Annotated in this window: 14 protein-coding genes and 1 pseudogene; 9 read left to right on the forward strand and 6 right to left on the reverse strand. The window is 69.3% G+C overall.

Going from position 1 to position 17,255, the window contains the following annotated elements; all coding sequences use genetic code 11:
• Positions 1-250: 250 nt before the first annotated feature.
• The 8 genes and pseudogenes from AB0N66_RS21570 to AB0N66_RS21605 form a co-directional block, all read left to right on the forward strand.
• Positions 251-1,306 carry a BMP family ABC transporter substrate-binding protein gene (locus AB0N66_RS21570; protein ID WP_365437316.1) on the forward strand — a complete coding sequence of 352 codons (1,056 nt, stop codon included), beginning with the start codon at positions 251-253 and terminating at the stop codon, positions 1,304-1,306.
• 296 nt (positions 1,307-1,602) lie between these two features.
• Positions 1,603-2,652 carry a BMP family ABC transporter substrate-binding protein gene (locus tag AB0N66_RS21575; RefSeq protein WP_365437319.1) on the forward strand — a complete coding sequence of 350 codons (1,050 nt, stop codon included), beginning with the start codon at positions 1,603-1,605 and terminating at the stop codon, positions 2,650-2,652.
• A gap of 271 nt (positions 2,653-2,923) precedes the next feature.
• Positions 2,924-4,609, forward strand: a complete 1,686-nt coding sequence (locus AB0N66_RS21580) for an ABC transporter ATP-binding protein (RefSeq protein ID WP_365437322.1) — start codon at positions 2,924-2,926, stop codon at positions 4,607-4,609.
• Positions 4,609-5,739 (forward strand): ABC transporter permease, encoded by a 1,131-nt coding sequence (locus tag AB0N66_RS21585; protein ID WP_365437325.1) that lies wholly within the window; start codon positions 4,609-4,611, stop codon positions 5,737-5,739. Before AB0N66_RS21580 ends, AB0N66_RS21585 begins: the two co-directional genes overlap by 1 nt.
• The gene (locus tag AB0N66_RS21590) at positions 5,736-7,001 is read left to right on the forward strand and encodes an ABC transporter permease (protein WP_365437328.1); all 1,266 of its coding nucleotides are present in this window, start codon (positions 5,736-5,738) and stop codon (positions 6,999-7,001) included. The genes AB0N66_RS21585 and AB0N66_RS21590 overlap by 4 nt, the downstream gene beginning before the upstream one ends.
• Entirely contained in the window at positions 6,998-7,411 is a 414-nt protein-coding gene (locus AB0N66_RS21595) for a cytidine deaminase (RefSeq protein WP_365437331.1), read from the forward strand. Before AB0N66_RS21590 ends, AB0N66_RS21595 begins: the two co-directional genes overlap by 4 nt.
• An 89-nt stretch (positions 7,412-7,500) precedes the next feature.
• Complete coding sequence (locus AB0N66_RS21600) at positions 7,501-8,784, forward strand: thymidine phosphorylase (RefSeq protein ID WP_365437548.1); 1,284 nt, start codon at positions 7,501-7,503, stop codon at positions 8,782-8,784.
• An 80-nt stretch (positions 8,785-8,864) separates the two neighbouring features.
• Positions 8,865-9,104, forward strand: a pseudogene (locus AB0N66_RS21605) (hypothetical protein); the annotation flags it as partial.
• 39 nt (positions 9,105-9,143) lie between these two features.
• On the opposite strand, the gene AB0N66_RS21610 reads toward AB0N66_RS21605, so the two are convergent.
• Positions 9,144-10,223: a sigma-70 family RNA polymerase sigma factor gene (locus tag AB0N66_RS21610; RefSeq protein ID WP_365437333.1), complete on the reverse strand. Its 1,080-nt coding sequence runs from the start codon at positions 10,221-10,223 to the stop codon at positions 9,144-9,146.
• Positions 10,224-10,503: 280 nt separating this feature from the next.
• A complete protein-coding gene (locus tag AB0N66_RS21615) occupies positions 10,504-11,814 on the reverse strand; it encodes an MFS transporter (RefSeq protein WP_365437336.1) in 1,311 nt (436 codons plus the stop codon).
• 62 nt (positions 11,815-11,876) lie between these two features.
• Here AB0N66_RS21615 and AB0N66_RS21620 point away from each other — a divergent pair, with 62 nt between their 5' ends.
• The gene (locus AB0N66_RS21620; RefSeq protein WP_365437339.1) at positions 11,877-12,830 is read left to right on the forward strand and encodes a LysR substrate-binding domain-containing protein; all 954 of its coding nucleotides are present in this window, start codon (positions 11,877-11,879) and stop codon (positions 12,828-12,830) included.
• Here the strand turns inward: AB0N66_RS21620 and AB0N66_RS21625 are convergent.
• The 4 genes from AB0N66_RS21625 to AB0N66_RS21640 are packed head-to-tail and all read right to left on the reverse strand — an operon-like array spanning position 12,784 to position 17,253.
• On the reverse strand, positions 12,784-13,671 hold the full coding sequence (locus AB0N66_RS21625; protein WP_365437342.1) for an anchored repeat-type ABC transporter permease subunit: 888 nt from the start codon (positions 13,669-13,671) through the stop codon (positions 12,784-12,786). The genes AB0N66_RS21620 and AB0N66_RS21625 overlap by 47 nt on opposite strands.
• Positions 13,668-14,393, reverse strand: coding sequence for an anchored repeat-type ABC transporter ATP-binding subunit (locus AB0N66_RS21630; RefSeq protein ID WP_365437345.1), 726 nt, complete (start codon positions 14,391-14,393; stop codon positions 13,668-13,670). Before AB0N66_RS21630 ends, AB0N66_RS21625 begins: the two co-directional genes overlap by 4 nt.
• On the reverse strand, positions 14,390-15,766 hold the full coding sequence (locus AB0N66_RS21635) for a TIGR03773 family transporter-associated surface protein (protein ID WP_365437348.1): 1,377 nt from the start codon (positions 15,764-15,766) through the stop codon (positions 14,390-14,392). The genes AB0N66_RS21630 and AB0N66_RS21635 overlap by 4 nt, the downstream gene beginning before the upstream one ends.
• On the reverse strand, positions 15,766-17,253 hold the full coding sequence (locus AB0N66_RS21640; RefSeq protein WP_365437351.1) for an anchored repeat ABC transporter, substrate-binding protein: 1,488 nt from the start codon (positions 17,251-17,253) through the stop codon (positions 15,766-15,768). Before AB0N66_RS21640 ends, AB0N66_RS21635 begins: the two co-directional genes overlap by 1 nt.
• Positions 17,254-17,255: the final 2 nt, after the last annotated feature.

Raw genomic sequence — 17,255 nt, forward strand, 5'->3', positions numbered from 1 at the left:
GTGACCGCACAAGCGCAACCGCTTGCCCAGTCACACATGCCGCGCAACCCGCACACGGATCGTCACCGGCACAGCAGGTGCTCTGTCCCCAAGTGCACCTTTCGACCCCATAGTTCACAGGGACGTAACCGGCCATCGGCACGAATGGATAACGGCCAGGCGAAACACCGTTCCCTGAACTGTCTACGCGCGTTAATGTGCGCCGAACTCAGCACCCACTGCGGGGCTTTGGAGAATGGGGAACCTTCAGATGCGTCGGATATCCAGCCTGACCCGTGTCGCGGTGGGGGTCGCGTCGCTCGCACTCGCGGCCACGGCCTGTGGCGGCACCAGCAATGATGCAGGCGACAGCAGCAGTAGCGAGAGCAGCGGTGGCAAGGGTCTCGCCATCGCCTACGACATCGGTGGCAAGGGCGACCAGTCCTTCAACGACGCGGCGTACGCGGGCCTGGAGAAGGCGAAGGCCGAGTTCAAGTACGACACCCAGGACATCGAGCCCACCGACGGTGAGACCGACGCCGACAAGGAGCAGCGGCTCGCCTCGCTGGCCAAGCAGGGCTACAACCCGGTCATCGGCATCGGGTTCGCCTACGGCCCCGCGTTGACGGCTGTCGCGAGCAAGTACCCGGACACCACCTTCGGCATCGTGGACTCGGTCGTCGAGGGTGCCAACGTGGCGTCCCTCGTCTTCGCCGAGCAGGAGTCCTCCTACCTCGCCGGTGTCGCCGCCGCCAAGGCCACCAAGACCAACACCGTCGGCTTCGTGGGCGGTGTGGACATCCCGCTCATCCACAAGTTCGAGGCGGGCTACAAGCAGGGCGTCGAGGACACCAACCCCAAGGTCACCGTCCTGTCGCAGTACCTGACGCAGACCGCCGAGGAGGGTGGCTTCTCCAGCCCCGACAAGGGCAAGGCGGCCGCCGAGGGTCAGCTGGAGAAGAACGCGGACGTCATCTACCAGGCCGCCGGCCTCTCCGGCCAGGGTGTGATCGAGGCCGCCGCCAAGGAGAAGAAGTGGGCGATCGGCGTTGACTCCGACCAGTACAACCAGGCGGCCCTCGCCACGTACAAGGACTACATCCTGACCTCCGCGCTCAAGGACGTCGGTGGCGCGGTGTACTCGCTCGCCAAGTCGGTCAAGGACGGCAAGCCGCTGACCGGTACGCAGACCTTCGACCTGAAGGTGGACGGCGTCGGCCTCGCCGACAGCAACCCGAAGATGGCGGAGATCTCCGGTCTCACCGACGCCGTGGCCAAGGCCAAGGCGGGCATCATCGACGGCACGATCAAGGTCAAGACCGAGTAGCGACCCGCCTGTACGGGCGAACGCGAACAAAGTCACAAAAAGCGGGCGGGCGCCGAAAGGTGCCCGCCCGCCGCCGTATCCGCACCGCGCCCGCTGCCGTGCCGCACCGCAGGTCACTCACCGCCACCACCCCTTTGCGGTCGGCAAGGCTTGCCCCCACAAATGAGCGCCGTCGGGCACAGCCGGATAACAAGGTGGACAGAAGGGGTTTTCTAGTTGGTCTACGCGCGTTAATCTGCGGCGAAGCCAGCGCCGAAGTCGTTCCGTCAGGCGCTTGTACGACAGGAGCACAACTCATGCGCCGGGTTCCCCGCATCGCCATCGCAGGCGCCGCGACCGCGTCTCTCGCCCTCGTTCTGTCCGCCTGTGGCGGCACCTCGACCTCGTCCAGCTCGTCGGAGTCGAAGGGCGACCTCGGTCTCGCCATCGCGTACGACGTCGGCGGCAAGGGTGACCAGTCCTTCAACGACGCCGCGTACGCGGGCCTGGAGGAGGCGCAGAAGGAGTTCGGCTACAAGACCGCCGACGTCGAGCCCACCGACGGAGAGACGGACGCCGACAAGACGCAGCGCCTGGTCTCGCTGGCCAAGCAGGGCTACAACCCCGTCATCGGCATCGGCTACGCCTACGCGCCGGCCATCAAGGAAGCCGCGGCGAAGTACCCCGACACCACCTTCGGCATCGTCGACGACTCCACGGTCGAGACGGCGAACGTCGCGGACCTGGTCTTCTCCGAGCAGGAGGCCTCCTACCTCGCCGGTGTGGCCGCCGCCAAGGCCACCAAGACCAACACCGTCGGCTTCGTGGGCGGCGTGGACGTGCCGCTGATCCACAAGTTCGGCGCGGGCTTCGAGCAGGGCGTCAAGGACACGAACCCCAAGGTCACCGTCCTGTCGCAGTACCTGACACAGACCGCCGAGGAGGGTGGCTTCTCCAGCCCCGACAAGGGCAAGACGGCCGCCGAGGGCCAGATCGAGAAGAAGGCCGACGTCGTCTACGCGGCGGCCGGTCTGTCCGGTCAGGGTGTCATCGAGGCCGCCTCCGCCAACAAGGTGTGGGCGATCGGTGTCGACTCCGACCAGTACAAGCAGGAAGCGCTGAGCAAGTACAAGGCGTCCATCCTGACGTCCGCGACCAAGGACGTCGCCAAGGCGGTCTACAACCTCGCGAAGTCGGTCGAGGACGGTAAGCCGGAGACCGGTATCGTTCGGGGCGACCTGAAGTCCGGTGAGGTCGGCCTCGCCGACTCCAACCCGGTTTTCAAGGACGACACCGCTATCCAGGACGCCGTAGCGGCAGCCAAGGAGAAGATCATCAGCGGCGAGATCAAGGTCAAGACCAGCTGACGAGCAAGATCTCAGGAGCAGCCGAGCGGCTCCGGGGAAGTTCAGGAAGGCTCTCTCGGGCCGCCCGCTCTTCCCCGGAGCCGCTTGGTAACCGCGGGGTTACGTCCGCTCAACGGGATGCGGGGAGTCTGGCTCTCCGTATCCCGTTCTCGCGGCGCGCCGCCCCTTAAGTTGCCGTAGGGGCGCTACGCGCGTAGACGACCCCCTTTCCCTCAGGAGATGCGCCATCAACGCGTCCAGCAGCCCTCCGGCCGGCGCGGTCAACGGCCAGGTGACCGCAGTCGAACTCGCCGGGATCACCAAGCGATTCCCGGGCGTCGTGGCCAACCACGACATTCACCTCAGCGTCCGCAAGGGCACGGTCCACGCCCTCGTCGGTGAGAACGGCGCCGGCAAGTCGACGCTGATGAAGATCCTCTACGGCATGCAGAAGCCGGACGAGGGCACCATCGCCGTCGAAGGCGAGCAGGTCACCTTCTCGTCGCCCGCCGACGCCATCGCGCGCGGCATCGGCATGGTCCACCAGCACTTCATGCTCGCCGACAACTTCACCGTCCTGGAGAACGTCGTCCTGGGCAGCGAGAAGCTCTACGGCATCGGAGCCAAGGCCCGCCGCAAGATCCTGGACCTCTCCAAGCGGTACGGCCTCGGTGTGCGCCCCGACGTCCTGGTCGAGGAGCTCGGTGTCGCCGAGCGGCAGCGCGTGGAGATCCTCAAGGTCCTCTACCGCGGTGCCCGCATCCTGATCCTGGACGAGCCCACAGCGGTCCTCGTCCCGCAGGAGGTCGAGGGGCTCTTCGCCAACCTGCGCGAGCTCAAGTCCGAGGGCCTGTCGGTCATCTTCATCTCGCACAAGCTGGGAGAGGTCCTCTCCGTCGCCGACGACATCACGGTCATCCGCCGCGGGACCACGGTCGGTACCGCCGTCCCCTCCGAGACCACCTCGCGTCAGCTCGCCGAACTGATGGTGGGCAGCGAGCTGCCGACTCCGGAGACCGCCGAGTCCACGGTCACCGACCGGCCGGTCCTGACCGTCACCGACCTGCGTCTGGTCGCCCCCGGCGGCAAGGCCCTGCTCGACGACATCACCTTCACGATCCACGCCGGTGAGGTGCTCGGCCTCGCCGGCGTTGAGGGCAACGGCCAGACCGAGCTGATCGACGCGTTGATCGGCCTCAAGGGTGCCGACTCCGGCATCATCACGCTGGCCGAGGAGGAGATCACCTCCTGGGCCACCCGCAAGCGCCGCGAGCAGGGCATCGGCTACATCCCCGAGGACCGCCACCGTCACGGCCTGCTCCTGGAGGCCCCCCTCTGGGAGAACCGCATCCTCGGCCACGTCACCGAGAAGCCCAACGCGAAGGGCGTCTGGCTGGACATCAAGGGCGCCCAGGCAGACACCCGCCGGATCGTCGAGGAGTACGACGTCCGCACGCCCGGCATCGACGTCACCGCGGCCTCCCTCTCCGGTGGCAACCAGCAGAAGCTGATCGTCGGCCGTGAGATGAGCGCCAAGCCGCGCTTCCTGATCGCCGCCCATCCCACCCGCGGTGTGGACGTCGGCGCGCAGGCCCAGATCTGGGACCAGATCAGGGAGGCCCGCCGCGAGGGTCTCGCCGTACTGCTGATCTCCGCGGACCTGGACGAGTTGATCGGTCTTTCCGACACCCTCCGGGTGATCTACAACGGCAAGCTGGTCGCGGACGCCAATCCCGCCACCATCACCCCGGAGGAGCTCGGCACGGCCATGACCGGCGCCGCCACCGGACACCTGGAGAACGAGGAGCTCGCCGAACAGGTGGAGCTCGAAGAGCAAGCCGCTGACCAAGCCGAACAGGTGGAGCTCGAAGAGCAAGCCGCTGACCAAGCCGAACAGGCTGAGCCGGAACAGGCCGAGCCCGAACAAGCCGAGACCACGGCAGACACCCCGGACGCCCCGGAAGACGAGGCCCGCTGATGAAGAAGTTCGACAAGGAGCGCCTGCTCCTCGCGGTGGCCGGACCGGTCATCGCGCTCGTCGTGGCCGTGGCGCTGACCTCGGTCGTGCTGATCGCCTCGGGGAAGAACCCGATCGAGCCGTACACGCTCATGTTCGAGCAGGCCGGGTACTCCGACATCCAGGTCCTGATCATCAACCAGGCCTCGATGTACTACATCGCGGCCCTCGCGGTGGCCATCGGCTTCCGGATGAACCTGTTCAACATCGGCGTCGACGGGCAGTACCAGCTCGCCGCCATGATGGCCGCGGTCGTCGGCGCACATGTCGCGCTGCCGGCCGTCCTCCAGGTCCCGCTGCTGATCCTGACCGCGGTCTGTACCGGCGCGTTCTGGTCCGGCATCGCGGGTGTCCTCAAAGTCACCCGCGGGGTCAGCGAGGTCGTCGCGACGATCATGCTGAACGCGATCGCGACCTCCGTCATCGCCTACCTGTGGCTGCCCAGCGTCTTCGGCGTCAAGGTCGGCAACAACAACACCACCGGCGAGATGCACAAGTCCGGCTGGGTGCCCGGGTTCAACATGGGTGACGCCGGCGAGATCTACGGCCTCGTCGTCCTCGCGGCGCTGCTCGGCATCGGCTACTGGGTCGTGCTCAACCGGACCCGCTTCGGCTTCGACCTGCGCGCCTCGGGCGCCTCGGAGACCGCCGCCGCGGCCAGCGGTGTGAACCCCAAGCGCATGGTGCTCACCGCCATGCTCGTCTCCGGCGGTCTGGCCGGCCTCGCGGGCCTGCCGATCCTGCTCGGCGACTCACACACGTACAGCCTGAACTTCCCGACCGGCATCGGCTTCCTGGGCATCGGCATCGCCCTCCTCGGTCGCAACAGCCCCACCGGCATCGCCTTCGCGGCCCTGCTGTGGGCCTGGCTGGACAAGGCCTCGCCCGAGCTCGACTACAACGGCTACGACAAGGAGATCGCGGTCATCATGCAGGGCCTGATCGTGCTCTCCGTCGTCGTCAGCTACGAGGCCGTACGTGAGTGGGGTCTGCGCCGCCAGCAGCGTCGCGTCGGCGCGGAGCTTGCCGCGGGCCACGTCCTCGGCGCCTCCTCCGACAACAACACCCAGAAGGAGGTGGCGGGCCGATGACCACCGCAACCGACGTCAACCAGCCCTCGCTGAAGACCGAGGCCCCCGCCGGCCGCCGGCTGTCGCTCCCCGTCCTTCTGCTGGTCATCGCGGGCGGCCTGGCGCTGACCTCGATCGTCCGCATCATCACCGGCGCCGACGGCATCACCAACGTCAGCCAGATGTCCACCGCGCTCCAGCTCGCCGTCCCGATCGGCCTCGCCGGTCTCGGCGGTCTGTGGGCCGAGCGGGCGGGCGTCGTCAACATCGGCCTCGAAGGCATGATGATCCTCGGCACCTGGTTCGGTGCCTGGGCCGGCTACCAGTGGGGCCCGTGGACCGGCGTCCTCGTCGGCATCATCGGCGGCTGCATCGGCGGTCTGCTGCACGCGATCGTCACGATCACCTTCAACGTCAACCACATCGTCTCCGGTGTGGCCATCAACATCCTGGCCCTCGGCGCCACCCGCTACCTCGCCCCGCTCGCCTTCGAGGGCGTCCAGGGCGGCTCGGCCAAGCAGTCCCCGCCGGTCGACTCGCTCGGCAGCTTCACGGTGCCAGGACTCTCCGACGGGCTCAGCACGCTCAACGAGAAGGGCTGGTTCTTTATCTCGGACATCGCGGGCCTGCTCGGCGGGCTCGTCACCGATGTGTCCTGGCTGACCCTGATCGCCATCGCGCTGATCCCCGCCACCTGGTGGATCCTCTGGCGCACCCCCTTCGGCCTGCGCCTGCGGTCCTGCGGCGAGAACCCGATCGCGGCCGAGTCGCTCGGCGTCAACGTCTACAAGTACAAGTACATCGCCGTGATCATCTCCGGCGGTCTGGCCGGCCTCGGCGGCGTCTTCCTCTCCATCGTGGCCAACCCCTTCTATCTGGAGGGCCAGACCAGCGGACGCGGCTACATCGGTCTCGCCGCGATGATCTTCGGCAACTGGATGCCGGGCGGACTCGCCATCGGCGCGGGCCTGTTCGGCTACACCGACAGCCTCAACCTGCGCGGCGGCTCCGAGAACGTCCACGCGCTGCTCCTCCTCGCCGCCATCCTGCTGCTCATCGGCGCGGTCTGGCTGGTGATCAGGAAGAGGTACGTGCCCGCAGGGATCACCCTGGTCATCGGCGTGCTGGTGTTCCTCTGGTACGCCACCACCAACGAGGTCCCGAACCAGGTCGTCTCCGCCACGCCGTACGTCATCACGCTGCTCGTCCTCGCGCTGTCGGCGCAGCGACTGCGGATGCCGAAGGCGGACGGTCTGCCGTACCGGAAGGGGCAGGGCAAGTGACCTCCGCCGACGAGGGTCCCGCTGCCGTGGACTGGGACGCGCTGCGGGAGGTGGCCCGCGCGGCCATGTCCCGTGCGTACGCCCCGTACTCGGGCTACCCGGTCGGTGTCGCCGCCCTCGTCGACGACGGCCGGACCATCTCCGGCTGCAACGTCGAGAACGCCTCCTACGGGGTCGGGCTGTGCGCCGAGTGCGGTCTGGTCTCCGAGCTGCAGAACACCGGGGGCGGCCGGCTGACGCACTTCACCTGCGTCGACGGGCGGGGCGAGGTCCTCGTCCCGTGCGGGCGCTGCCGCCAGCTGCTGCATGAGTTCGGCGGGCCGGGGCTGATCCTGGAGACCCCGGCCGGGATCCTGCCGCTCTCCGAGATGCTGCCGCAGGCCTTCGGGCCGGAGTATCTCAACAAGTAATTCCGTGCGGCCCCTCCTGATCGAGCGATCGACCGATCGACCGGTCATGTGGGGGCCGCTCACCTTTTGGAAGGAAAGCCATGGCTGTGTTGTCGATGGATGCCGTCTCTGTCATCCGCACCAAGCGGGACCGCGGTGAGCTCAGTGACGAGCAGATCGACTGGGTCATCGACGCGTACACCCGCGGCGAGGTCGCCGACTACCAGATGGCCGCCCTCAACATGGCGATCCTGCTCAACGGCATGGACCGCCGGGAGATCGCCCGCTGGACCGCCGCGATGATCGCCTCCGGCGAGCGCATGGACTTCTCGTCGCTGTCCCGCCCGACCGCCGACAAGCACTCCACGGGCGGCGTGGGCGACAAGATCACGCTTCCGCTGGCGCCCCTGGTGGCGGCCTGCGGCGCGGCCGTCCCGCAGCTGTCCGGCCGAGGCCTCGGCCACACCGGCGGCACCCTCGACAAGCTGGAGTCGATCCCCGGCTGGCGCGCGCTGCTGTCGAACGAGGAGATGCTCTCCGTACTGGACGGCGTCGGCGCGGTGATCTGCGCGGCGGGCGACGGTCTCGCCCCCGCGGACAAGAAGCTGTACGCGCTTCGCGACGTCACCGGCACGGTGGAGGCGATCCCGCTGATCGCCTCGTCCATCATGTCGAAGAAGATCGCCGAGGGGACGGGCTCGCTGGTCCTGGACGTGAAGGTCGGCACCGGCGCCTTCATGAAGACCATCGAGGACGCGCGTGAACTCGCCTCCACGATGGTCGGGTTGGGCACGGACCACGGGGTGAAGACGGTCGCGCTCCTCACGGACATGTCGACGCCGCTGGGTCTGACGGCGGGCAACGCCCTTGAGGTCCGCGAGTCGGTGGAGGTTCTCGCGGGCGGCGGCCCCTCGGACGTCGTCGACCTCACCATCGCCCTGGCCCGCGAGATGCTCGACGCGGCCGGTGTGAAGAGCGCCGACCCGGCGAGGGCGCTCGCCGACGGCTCCGCGATGGACGTCTGGCGTCGCATGATCGCCGCGCAGGGCGGCGATCCGGACGCCCCGCTGCCCGTCGCGCGCGAGCAGCATGTCGTCACGGCGCCCGAGTCGGGCGTGCTCACCCGCCTCGACGCGTACGACATCGGCATCGCCGCCTGGCGGCTGGGCGCCGGACGCGCCCGCAAGGAGGACCCGGTGCAGGCGGGAGCGGGCGTCGAGCTGCACGCAAAGCCCGGCGACACGGTGACCGCGGGCCAGCCCCTGCTCACCCTCCACACGGACACCCCGGAGCGCTTCGAGTACGCCCTTCAGTCGGTCGAGGGCTCGTACGACATCGCTGCCGCGGGCACCGACTTCAAGGCTGCCCCTGTGGTGCTGGAGCGTATCGCCTGACCTGGTATTTCATCGCTCCGGCGGCGGGCGGTACCTCCTGCGGGGGTACCGCCCGTCCGGTGAAGACTTCGGGCGCCGCGATGAGTTCTCCGCTCCCCGTCGGTCTACTGGGTGTGGATGCCACGACACCCGCCGTACTCGTGCTGCCAGGGCCCGTCGCCAAGGACGAGGTGCCCCGGCTCTGTGACGACGTGCGGGCGAGGCTGGAGACAACCGGCAGCGGGGTCGTGGTGTGCGATGTCGCGGGGCTCGGGCCGCCCGGGCTCGGCACCGTCGACCTGCTCGCCAGGCTGGAGCTCGCCGCGCGGCGGGCGGGGGGACGGATACGCCTGCGGAACCCGTCCCCGGCCCTGCGCGCCCTACTCGACCTGGTCGGACTCCGCTTCGATGCCGTGGATGCCTTCGACCCTTTCGACGGCGCGGACTCCTTCGGCTCCTCGGACCCCGTCGGGACCTTCGAGCCGGAGGGGCAGTCCGAAGAGCGGGAACCAGCGGGCGGTGTCCAGGAAGCAGTGGAACCCGGTGATCCGGCCCTTTGAGATCTCCAGCACCTGTACGGCCCAGGGCGAGAAGCCGCCCTCCTCCGGATCCGGCTTGTAGTGGGCGAAGCCCGGCAGGCCATTGACCTCGACCGGCACCAGGCGCGAGTTCGCGCAGCCCGCGCCCAGCGTCGTCATGAAGCCGGTGATGTCCTCCGTGCCGACCAGCCACAGGTCGAACGGCGGCATCGTCATGATCGCGTCCTCGTGGAGCAGCGCCGTCAGCGCCGTCATGTCGTACCCCTCGAAGGCGGCGACATAGCGCTCCAGAAGCTTCTGCTGCTCCTCGTCGAGCGGGTCGGAGGTGGCGGCGTCCGCACCGGCTCCCTCGCTCTCCGCGAGGGTCGAGCGGGCTCGCTGGAGCGCGCTGTTGACCGACGCGACCGTCGTGCCGAGCAGTTCGGCGACTTCGGAGGCCTTCCACGCGAGGACCTCGCGCAGGATCAGCACCGCGCGCTGCTTGGGCGGCAGCTGCTGCAGGGCGGCCATGAAGGCGAGGCGCACCGACTCCTTCGCCACCGCGGCCTCGGCCGGGTCGGTGACCTCGGGCAGGACGCGGGCGGTGGGCATCGGCTCCAGCCAGGTGTGGTCCGGACGTGGGTTCAGTGCTGCCTGGGCCAGCGGTGAGGGTGCCGTCAGATCCATCGGACGCGCCCTCTTGTTGCCCGCGTTCAACATGTCCAGGCATACGTTCGTCGCGATCCGGTACAGCCAGGAACGCATCGAGGAGCGGCCCTCGAACTTGTCGTAACTGCGCCAGGCGCGGACCATCGTGTCCTGCACCGCGTCCTCGGCCTCGAAGGAGGAGCCGAGCATCCGGTAGCAGTACCCGGTCAGCTCGACCCGGTGTTTCTCCAGCCGGACGTCCAGGTCTGTCGTCGTCGCCGTGCCGTCGCTCATAGCCAACCCACCCCTGTGGCCGTTTCCGCCGCGCCTTCGCGACGTACTTCGGAAGCTACCGCAGCCCACTGACAATGGCCTGGGGAGTGGGGAAAGCCGCAGGTCAGGGGTGGTTGGTTTCTCGCCCCCGCCGCCCCTTCCCGTCCCGTACCTCCGGGGCTCCGCCCCGTTTCAGCCAGTCCGGCGTTTGAGGACGAGCGCGTTCAGCGCGACAGCGGGGGTCTGGGGGCGGCAGCCCCCAGGAGCAAGGGACGGGTAGGGGCGGAGGGGGCGAAAAACTTCAGTGCGCCAGAACCGGCCTCCGCCGGGCCTCCACCCGCGCCGCGTGGGACCCGAACACCGTGATGGCGACGACGCCGAGCACGGCGAGGAGGCCGAGGGAGACCGTCCCCGCCCAGCCACCCGAGTGGAACGCGACGGCCCCGAGCGTGCTGCCGACGCTGGACCCGACGTAGTACGCGGACTGATAGAGCGCGGACGCCTGCGCCCGCCCCCGCGTCGCCGTGTGACTCACCGACGACGACGCCACCGCGTGCCCCGCGAAGAACCCCGCGGTGATCAGCACCAGCCCGAGCAGGATGAGCGGTAGCGAGTCGGCCAGGGATACCAACAGACCCGCGGTCGTCGTGCCGCCCGCCAGATACAGGGAGCCCCGCCGACCCAGGCGGGCGACCAGCTTCCCCGCCGTCGACGCCGACACCGTACCCACCAGATACACCAGGAAGATCGAGCCGATGATGCCCTGAGGGAGCGAGAAGGGCGCCTCGGTGAGGCGGTAGCCGATCACCGTGTACACCCCGCCGAACACCGTCATGAACAGCGCACCGATCGCGTACAGCCGGCACAGCAGCGGGTTCGAGAGGTGGTCACGGACCGTGCGGACCAGCACACGCGGCCGCAGCGACCCGGCCACGAAGTGCTGAGGGGCGGGAATCAGCATCCGGAACGCCACCGCGCACGCCACCGCGATCAGGCCGATCACGCCGACGGCGACCCGCCAGCCCCACTCCTGCGCGACCCAGCCGGTGATGACCCGCCCGCTCATGCCACCGACGCTGTTGCCCGCGACGAACAGACCGATCGCGGTGATCAGCGCCTTCGGCCGGACCTCCTCGGCCAGATACGCGGTCGCCGACGCCGGCAGCCCCGCGAGCGCCGCGCCCTGCACGGCCCGCAGCGCGATCAGGGCGCCGATCGACGGGGCGAACGGGACCAGCAGGCCGACGGTCACAGCCACCACCAGCGACGCCGTCATCAACGTACGCCGCCCGAACCGCTCCGACAGCGCACTCATGGGGAGGACGAACAGCGCCAGCGCGCCCGTCGCGGCCGACACCGTCCAGCTCGCGTCACTCGCGCTGACAGCGAAGTCGTGCGAGATGAGAGGGAGGAGCGCCTGAGTGGAGTAGAGGAGCGCGAAGGTCGCGACGCCCGCGAGGAAGAGGGCGAGGCTCATCCGGCGGTAACCGGGCCCGCCCGGGGCCATACGGGAGTCGGTTGGGACGGCAGGAGCTGAGGCGGAGGCGGTGGCAGTGGTGGCGGTGGTCGCGGCGTCCACGGTTGTGGACGCCCCGGTACTGGCAGAAGGCATGCTTCGAAGCTAAAGACCCGCCGCTCATCCGTCCAATGCACGGAAACGCCATAATCGTTCCTGTGATGCATGAGCAGAGGTCAGAAGCGCACCTGTCACCGTCCAGTGACACACAAGACATCGTCGCCATCCTCGCCCCGCGCCTCGCCCACTTCGCGGGAGTGGCCCGCACCGAGCACGTCACGCGGGCCGCCCAGGAGATGGGGGTGCCGCAGTCGACCCTGTCGCGGGCCATGGTCCGGCTCGAACAGGACCTGGGCGTCGACCTGTTCGCGAGAAGGGGACGGACGGTCTCGCTCACCCCGGCAGGCCGTACGTTCCTCGGTTCCGTCGAAAGGGCCCTGGCGGAGATCGAGCGCGCCGCCGAGGAGGTGCGCGCGGACGCCGACCCGGCCACCGGCAAGGTCGCCTTCGGTTTTCTGCACACCATGGGGTCGGAAACGGTCCCCGGGCTCATCCGTGCCTTCCGCGCCGACCACCCCCGCGTCCGCTTCAGCCTCGTCCAGACCTACGGCGAGGCGATGCTGGAACGGCTGCGCTCCGGAGAGCTGGACCTGTGCCTCACCTCGCCCGTGCCGGACGCGCCCGACCTGGTGGCCCGCCGCCTCGACGAGCAGAAGCTCCGGCTCGTCGTCCCCGCCGACCACCGGCTGGCCGGCCGCAAACGCATCCGCCTCGCCGAGGCCGCCGACGAGACCTTCGTGACCCTGGAACCCGGCTACGGCCTGCGCCGTATCACCGACGCCGTCTGCCGGGAGGCGGGCTTCAAGCCGAGGGTCGCCTTCGAGGGTGAGGAGGCGGAGACGCTACGAGGTCTCGTCGCCGCCGGTCTCGGGGTGGCCCTGCTCCCGCCACCGGCCTTCGCCCGCCCGGGAGTTGTCGAGCTGACGGTCACCGCCCCGCGCGCGGTGCGCGAGATCGGCGTCGCCTGGCTCGACGGTCACCCGGACACCCCGCCCGTAGCGGCCTTCAAGAAGTTCCTGCTGTTACGGCGGGGGCACTTGCTGCCGGAGTGACTCGCTGCCGCGGGGCCCGCGTCAGCAGCCCGTGCCGCGGCGCCAGACACCAGGTGATGATGAAGACGCCGGTCAGTACGACGACCACCGAACCACCGGCGGCGAGGTCGTATGCGTACGACACATAGAGCCCGGCCACACTGCCCGCGCACCCGATGCCGGACGCGAGCGCGGTCATCGCCCACAACCGGTCCGTCAGCATGCGGGCCGTCGCCGCGGGCGTGATGAGCAGTGCCAGGACGAGGATGTTGCCGACGGCCTCCAGTGACATCACGATCGTCGCGGTGACGACGACGTACAGCGTCAGATCGAGGCGGAAGACCGGCAGCCCGGCCGCGCGGGCGGTCTCCCGGTCCAGGCTGACGGCCACCAGTTCCTTGCGGAGCGCGAGGACGACGGTGACCAGCACCGTCCCGATCCCGGCCACCGTCCATACGTCGGACGCCGACACGGCGAGCACCTGCCCGAACAGGAACGACGACAGGTCGGTCGTCCAGCTGTCGCGCGTCGATACGAGGACGATCCCGAGCCCGAACGCGAAGGCGAAGAACACCCCGATGACGGTGTCCTCCTTCAACCGCCGGTTCTGCGACACGAACGCGATCAGTACGGCGGTGGTGATTCCGGCGGCCGCCCCGCCGATCAGCAGGTTCCCCTCGAGGGTGTAGGCCAGCGCCACGCCGGGGAACGCCGAGTGCGCCACCGCGTCCCCGATGAACGCCATCCCGCGCAGTACGACGTACACCCCGACGACTCCGCAGACGAGTCCGACGACGGCCGCGACGGTGAACGCCCGCTGCATGAAGGGCAGTTCCCAGGGGTCGAGTAGAAAGTCGATCATGCCGAAGCCCCTGTCGGTCCCATCGCGCGGTCGAGGCCGAACGCCCGCAGCATCTGTTCCGGGTCCGCGAGCAGTTCCGGGCCGCCCTCCGCGACGACCGTCCCGTTGATCAGCACCACCCGGTCGCAGGTGCGGGCGGCGGCCGCCAGGTCGTGGGTCGTCATCAGCAGTGCCTTGCCCTGTTCGCGGGTGAGTTGTCCGAAGAGGTCGTTGAGCAGGTGCTGCGTGGGTACGTCGACTCCGGTGAACGGCTCGTCCAGCAGCAGGAGTTCGGGCTCAGCGGCGAGAGCGCGCGCCACGAGCACGCGCTGCCGTTGCCCGCCCGACAGCTCTCCGATGGGCCGGCGGCGGAGCGCGGTGAGTCCGGTGAGTTCCAGGGCCCGGTCGACAGCCGCCCGGTCGGCGGCGCGCGGCACCCGCAGCCAGCCGATGGACCGGGTACGGCCCGTCAGTACGGCCCCCGCGATGTCGATGGGGAAGTCCCAGGCGAACTCGTGGCGTTGGGGCACGTACCCGATGGGCGACGACTCGGTGCGCACCGTCCCCGAGGCGAGCGGGACAAGGCCGAGGACCGCCCTCAACAGGGTCGTCTTTCCCGCCCCGTTGGGCCCGATGAGCCCCACCAGCTCGCCCCTGTCGACGCTCAGCGACGCCTCCCGCAGGGCCGGGCGCCCGCCCAGGACGACGGACGTCGAGTCGACCGTGAGCAGAGTGCCGCTCATGCCGCGTCACCTGTACGGCGGCGTCGTACGGCCCAGACGGCACCCGTGCCGGCCACCGCGAGACCGGCGGCCACGGACCCGAGGAGGACGGGGTTGTCCGCGCCGGTGTGGGCCATGGAACCGGAAGGGGCGGCAATCGCGGTGGAGCTGTCGGACGTCTTCGGATTCCCGGAGTCTTTGGCGGTCTCCGACGTGCCCTCCCCGCCGCTCACCTGCGACGGATCGGTGTCGTCCCCGACCACGAAGGCCAGCGTCTCGGTGTCGCTCACCTTCGTCCCGTCCGCCAACTGCCCCGACATGGTGAACGTCAGCCGGTACGTCCCCTCCTTCCGGAAGGCCCAGCCGCCGTGCGCGTGGGTGTTCTGGGCGACATCGAAGGAGTCCGGCACGCCGTCCGCGCTGTTGAAGAGGACGTCGGCGCCCGACAGTCCGTCGTACGTGTAGAGCGCGAAGTCGCCCGGCCCGTCAGCCTTGTCGAGCGAGAACTTCACCTCGCCCTTGGCCGCCCCCGACGCGATGTTCTCGGTCGACCAGCCGGGCCACAGCAGCCCGTCCTGCTGTATCTGGTCGAGCAGGAACACCGGGTCGCCCGCCTTGCCGAGAAACGCGAAGTCGTCGTTGTCCGGGATGGTCTTCTTGGCGCCCGGCTTGACGTGCAGTACGAGGGACGAGGGCTCGCGCCAGGTGGTCTTCCCGGCGACGGTTCCGTCCTTGACGTGGATCTGCATCCGGCCGTCCACGACGCGGGCGGCGATGTCGATGTGCCCCTCGTCGAGGGTTGTCCTGGTGGAGACGACGGTCACGTCGTCCTCGGCGGCGGACTGGCTTTCCTCGGCGGCGAGTTCGGTGACCTTCCGGGCGTTCTGGGCGACGAAGGCCGAGACGGTGGGCGCCTCGGTCCCCTTGGTGACGGGAGCCCCGGCGGCTGCCGGAGGTGCGAGCGAAGCCGCTGTATCCGGCTCTTCCTCCTCGGCCTTCTCCTCCGCCTCCGCGATGGCCGTGTCCCCGACGAGCACCTGATACCGCGCCTCGGTCGCCTCGCCCGTACGGAAGAGCAGCTCGTACGCCCCCGCGGTCGCGAACACCCAACGGGCGTCGCCCTCTTGGCCCTCGAAGGCGACCGCCCCCGGCCCGTCGGCCCCGCTCAGCGACCACCCGTCCCGGCCCCAGCCTGTCTCGTCCGCCGTCACCTCCCACAGCCGCGAGCCCGCGAAGTCCTCGCCACCCCGGGGCACGACCACTCGATGGGTGTCGTCCACCTTCACCACCGGCACCGCGTTGCTGTCCGCCTTGCCGTCCGCCGCGAAGGCGACGCTCCCGCCCACCGTCAACGAGGCGGCCAGCGCCACCACCGTACAAACCCTGCTGCGCATCAACTGGCCCGTCCCTCAAGGCATTTCGCGAGCTCAGTCGCGTTGTGCCGCATCATCGCCACGTAGTCGTGGACCTTGTCGTCGAACGAGTCGCCGTAGATCGTGCAGACGCGCACGTCCTCGTCCTCGGCGACCCGGCGCAGCACGTCTGCGCGGGCGGCGAGGTTCGGTTCGAGGAAGACCGCCGGGACGTTCTTCTCCCGGATGGTGCTGCCGAGCTCCTCGACCTCGGCGGCGCTCGGCTCCTGGTTCGGCACGGGTACGACGAAGCCCGCGACCTCCATGCCGTACGCCTTCGCGAGATAACCGAACGCGTCGTGCGTGGTGATGAGCCTGCGGTTCTCCTCCGGGATCGTCGCGAGGGTGTCCGCGACCTCCTGGTCGAGTGCGCCGAGCGTTTTGAGGTAGGCGGAGGCGTTCTTCTCGTACGCCGCCTTCCCGGCCGGATCCGCTGCGATCAACTCGGCCTCGATACGCCGCACATACGCCTCCGCGTTGGCGACGTCCTCCCACGCGTGCGGGTCCAGGTCGCCGTGCACGTGCTTGCCGATGACGGCCTGCGGCAACACCCACAGGTCGGCGCCGGGTGCGCCCATGAAGCCGTACGCGCCCTCCTCGGGCACTTCCTCCTTCGCCCGGTCCGGCACGTTGAGTGTGACGTCGTCGGCGGAGTGGTAGGTCCGCTTCCCGGTGGCAGGATCGTCGGAACGTACGGACACCTGGTGATGTTCCGCGTCGAAGGCGACGTCCGCGTGTCCGCCGTCAAGTACCGCACCACCGTCGTCGAGCACCGCACCACCGCCCTTGGAGGCCGCGCCGCCGACCGAGAAGGTCAGCGTGCCGCTCCCGGCGCCGGAGCCCTCGACGGTCAGTCGGTACGTACCCGGCTCGGTGAAGGCCCAGTTGACGTGGGTGTGCGCCTCGGCGGGCAACTCGAAGGAGTCGTCCTCGTCGAAGCCGTCCGTGGAGTCGACGTAGCTCTGGGGGTTGCCGAGGGTGTCGGTGAGATAGACGTGCAGGTCTCCCGGACCCTCCAAGTCCGTTGCGGTGATCCGCATTTGGGCGCCGGCGCCGCCGAGGTCCCCTTCGACGGCCCACCCCAGCCACAGCACGTCGAGCCCGAGGTCCTCCTCCAGCTTGATGACCGTGCCGCCGTACTCCTCCAGCTTCTCGCTGATCTCGACCTTGGGCGCGTCCTCGCGGGCGTTGCTGTGGACCATCTTGGTGATCCCGGGCTCTTCGAGCAGCAGGCCGTTGCTGAGGACCAGGTCGGCCCGCGAGACCGTAGCCGCGTCGCCGGGGCTCGGTTCGTAGGAGTGCGGGTCGCCGTGCTGCGGCACGATCGAGGTGACGTCGACGCGGTCACCGCCTACCTGGCGTACCAGGTCGGCGATGATCGCGGTGGTCGTCGACACCTTCAACTCGCCGTTGTCCGAGCCTGATGTGGCCCCGGCGCATCCGGCCAGGAGCGCCGCCGCGAGAGCCATCC

Source organism: Streptomyces sp. NPDC093544 (assembly GCF_040683495.1).
In the GTDB taxonomy this organism is placed as follows: Bacteria; Actinomycetota; Actinomycetes; order Streptomycetales; family Streptomycetaceae; genus Streptomyces.

What these genes read in the sequence shown, in the direction of transcription:
- AB0N66_RS21590 (WP_365437328.1), top strand. Translation starts at nt 5,736, where the DNA reads ATGACCACCGCAACCGACGTCAACCAGCCCTCGCTGAAGACCGAGGCC.
- AB0N66_RS21625 (WP_365437342.1), bottom strand. Translation starts at nt 13,671, where the DNA reads ATGATCGACTTTCTACTCGACCCCTGGGAACTGCCCTTCATGCAGCGG.
- AB0N66_RS21570 (WP_365437316.1), top strand. Translation starts at nt 251, where the DNA reads ATGCGTCGGATATCCAGCCTGACCCGTGTCGCGGTGGGGGTCGCGTCG.
- AB0N66_RS21575 (WP_365437319.1), top strand. Translation starts at nt 1,603, where the DNA reads ATGCGCCGGGTTCCCCGCATCGCCATCGCAGGCGCCGCGACCGCGTCT.
- AB0N66_RS21585 (WP_365437325.1), top strand. Translation starts at nt 4,609, where the DNA reads ATGAAGAAGTTCGACAAGGAGCGCCTGCTCCTCGCGGTGGCCGGACCG.
- AB0N66_RS21640 (WP_365437351.1), bottom strand. Translation starts at nt 17,253, where the DNA reads ATGGCTCTCGCGGCGGCGCTCCTGGCCGGATGCGCCGGGGCCACATCA.
- AB0N66_RS21635 (WP_365437348.1), bottom strand. Translation starts at nt 15,766, where the DNA reads ATGCGCAGCAGGGTTTGTACGGTGGTGGCGCTGGCCGCCTCGTTGACG.
- AB0N66_RS21610 (WP_365437333.1), bottom strand. Translation starts at nt 10,223, where the DNA reads ATGAGCGACGGCACGGCGACGACGACAGACCTGGACGTCCGGCTGGAG.
- AB0N66_RS21615 (WP_365437336.1), bottom strand. Translation starts at nt 11,814, where the DNA reads ATGCCTTCTGCCAGTACCGGGGCGTCCACAACCGTGGACGCCGCGACC.
- AB0N66_RS21630 (WP_365437345.1), bottom strand. Translation starts at nt 14,393, where the DNA reads ATGAGCGGCACTCTGCTCACGGTCGACTCGACGTCCGTCGTCCTGGGC.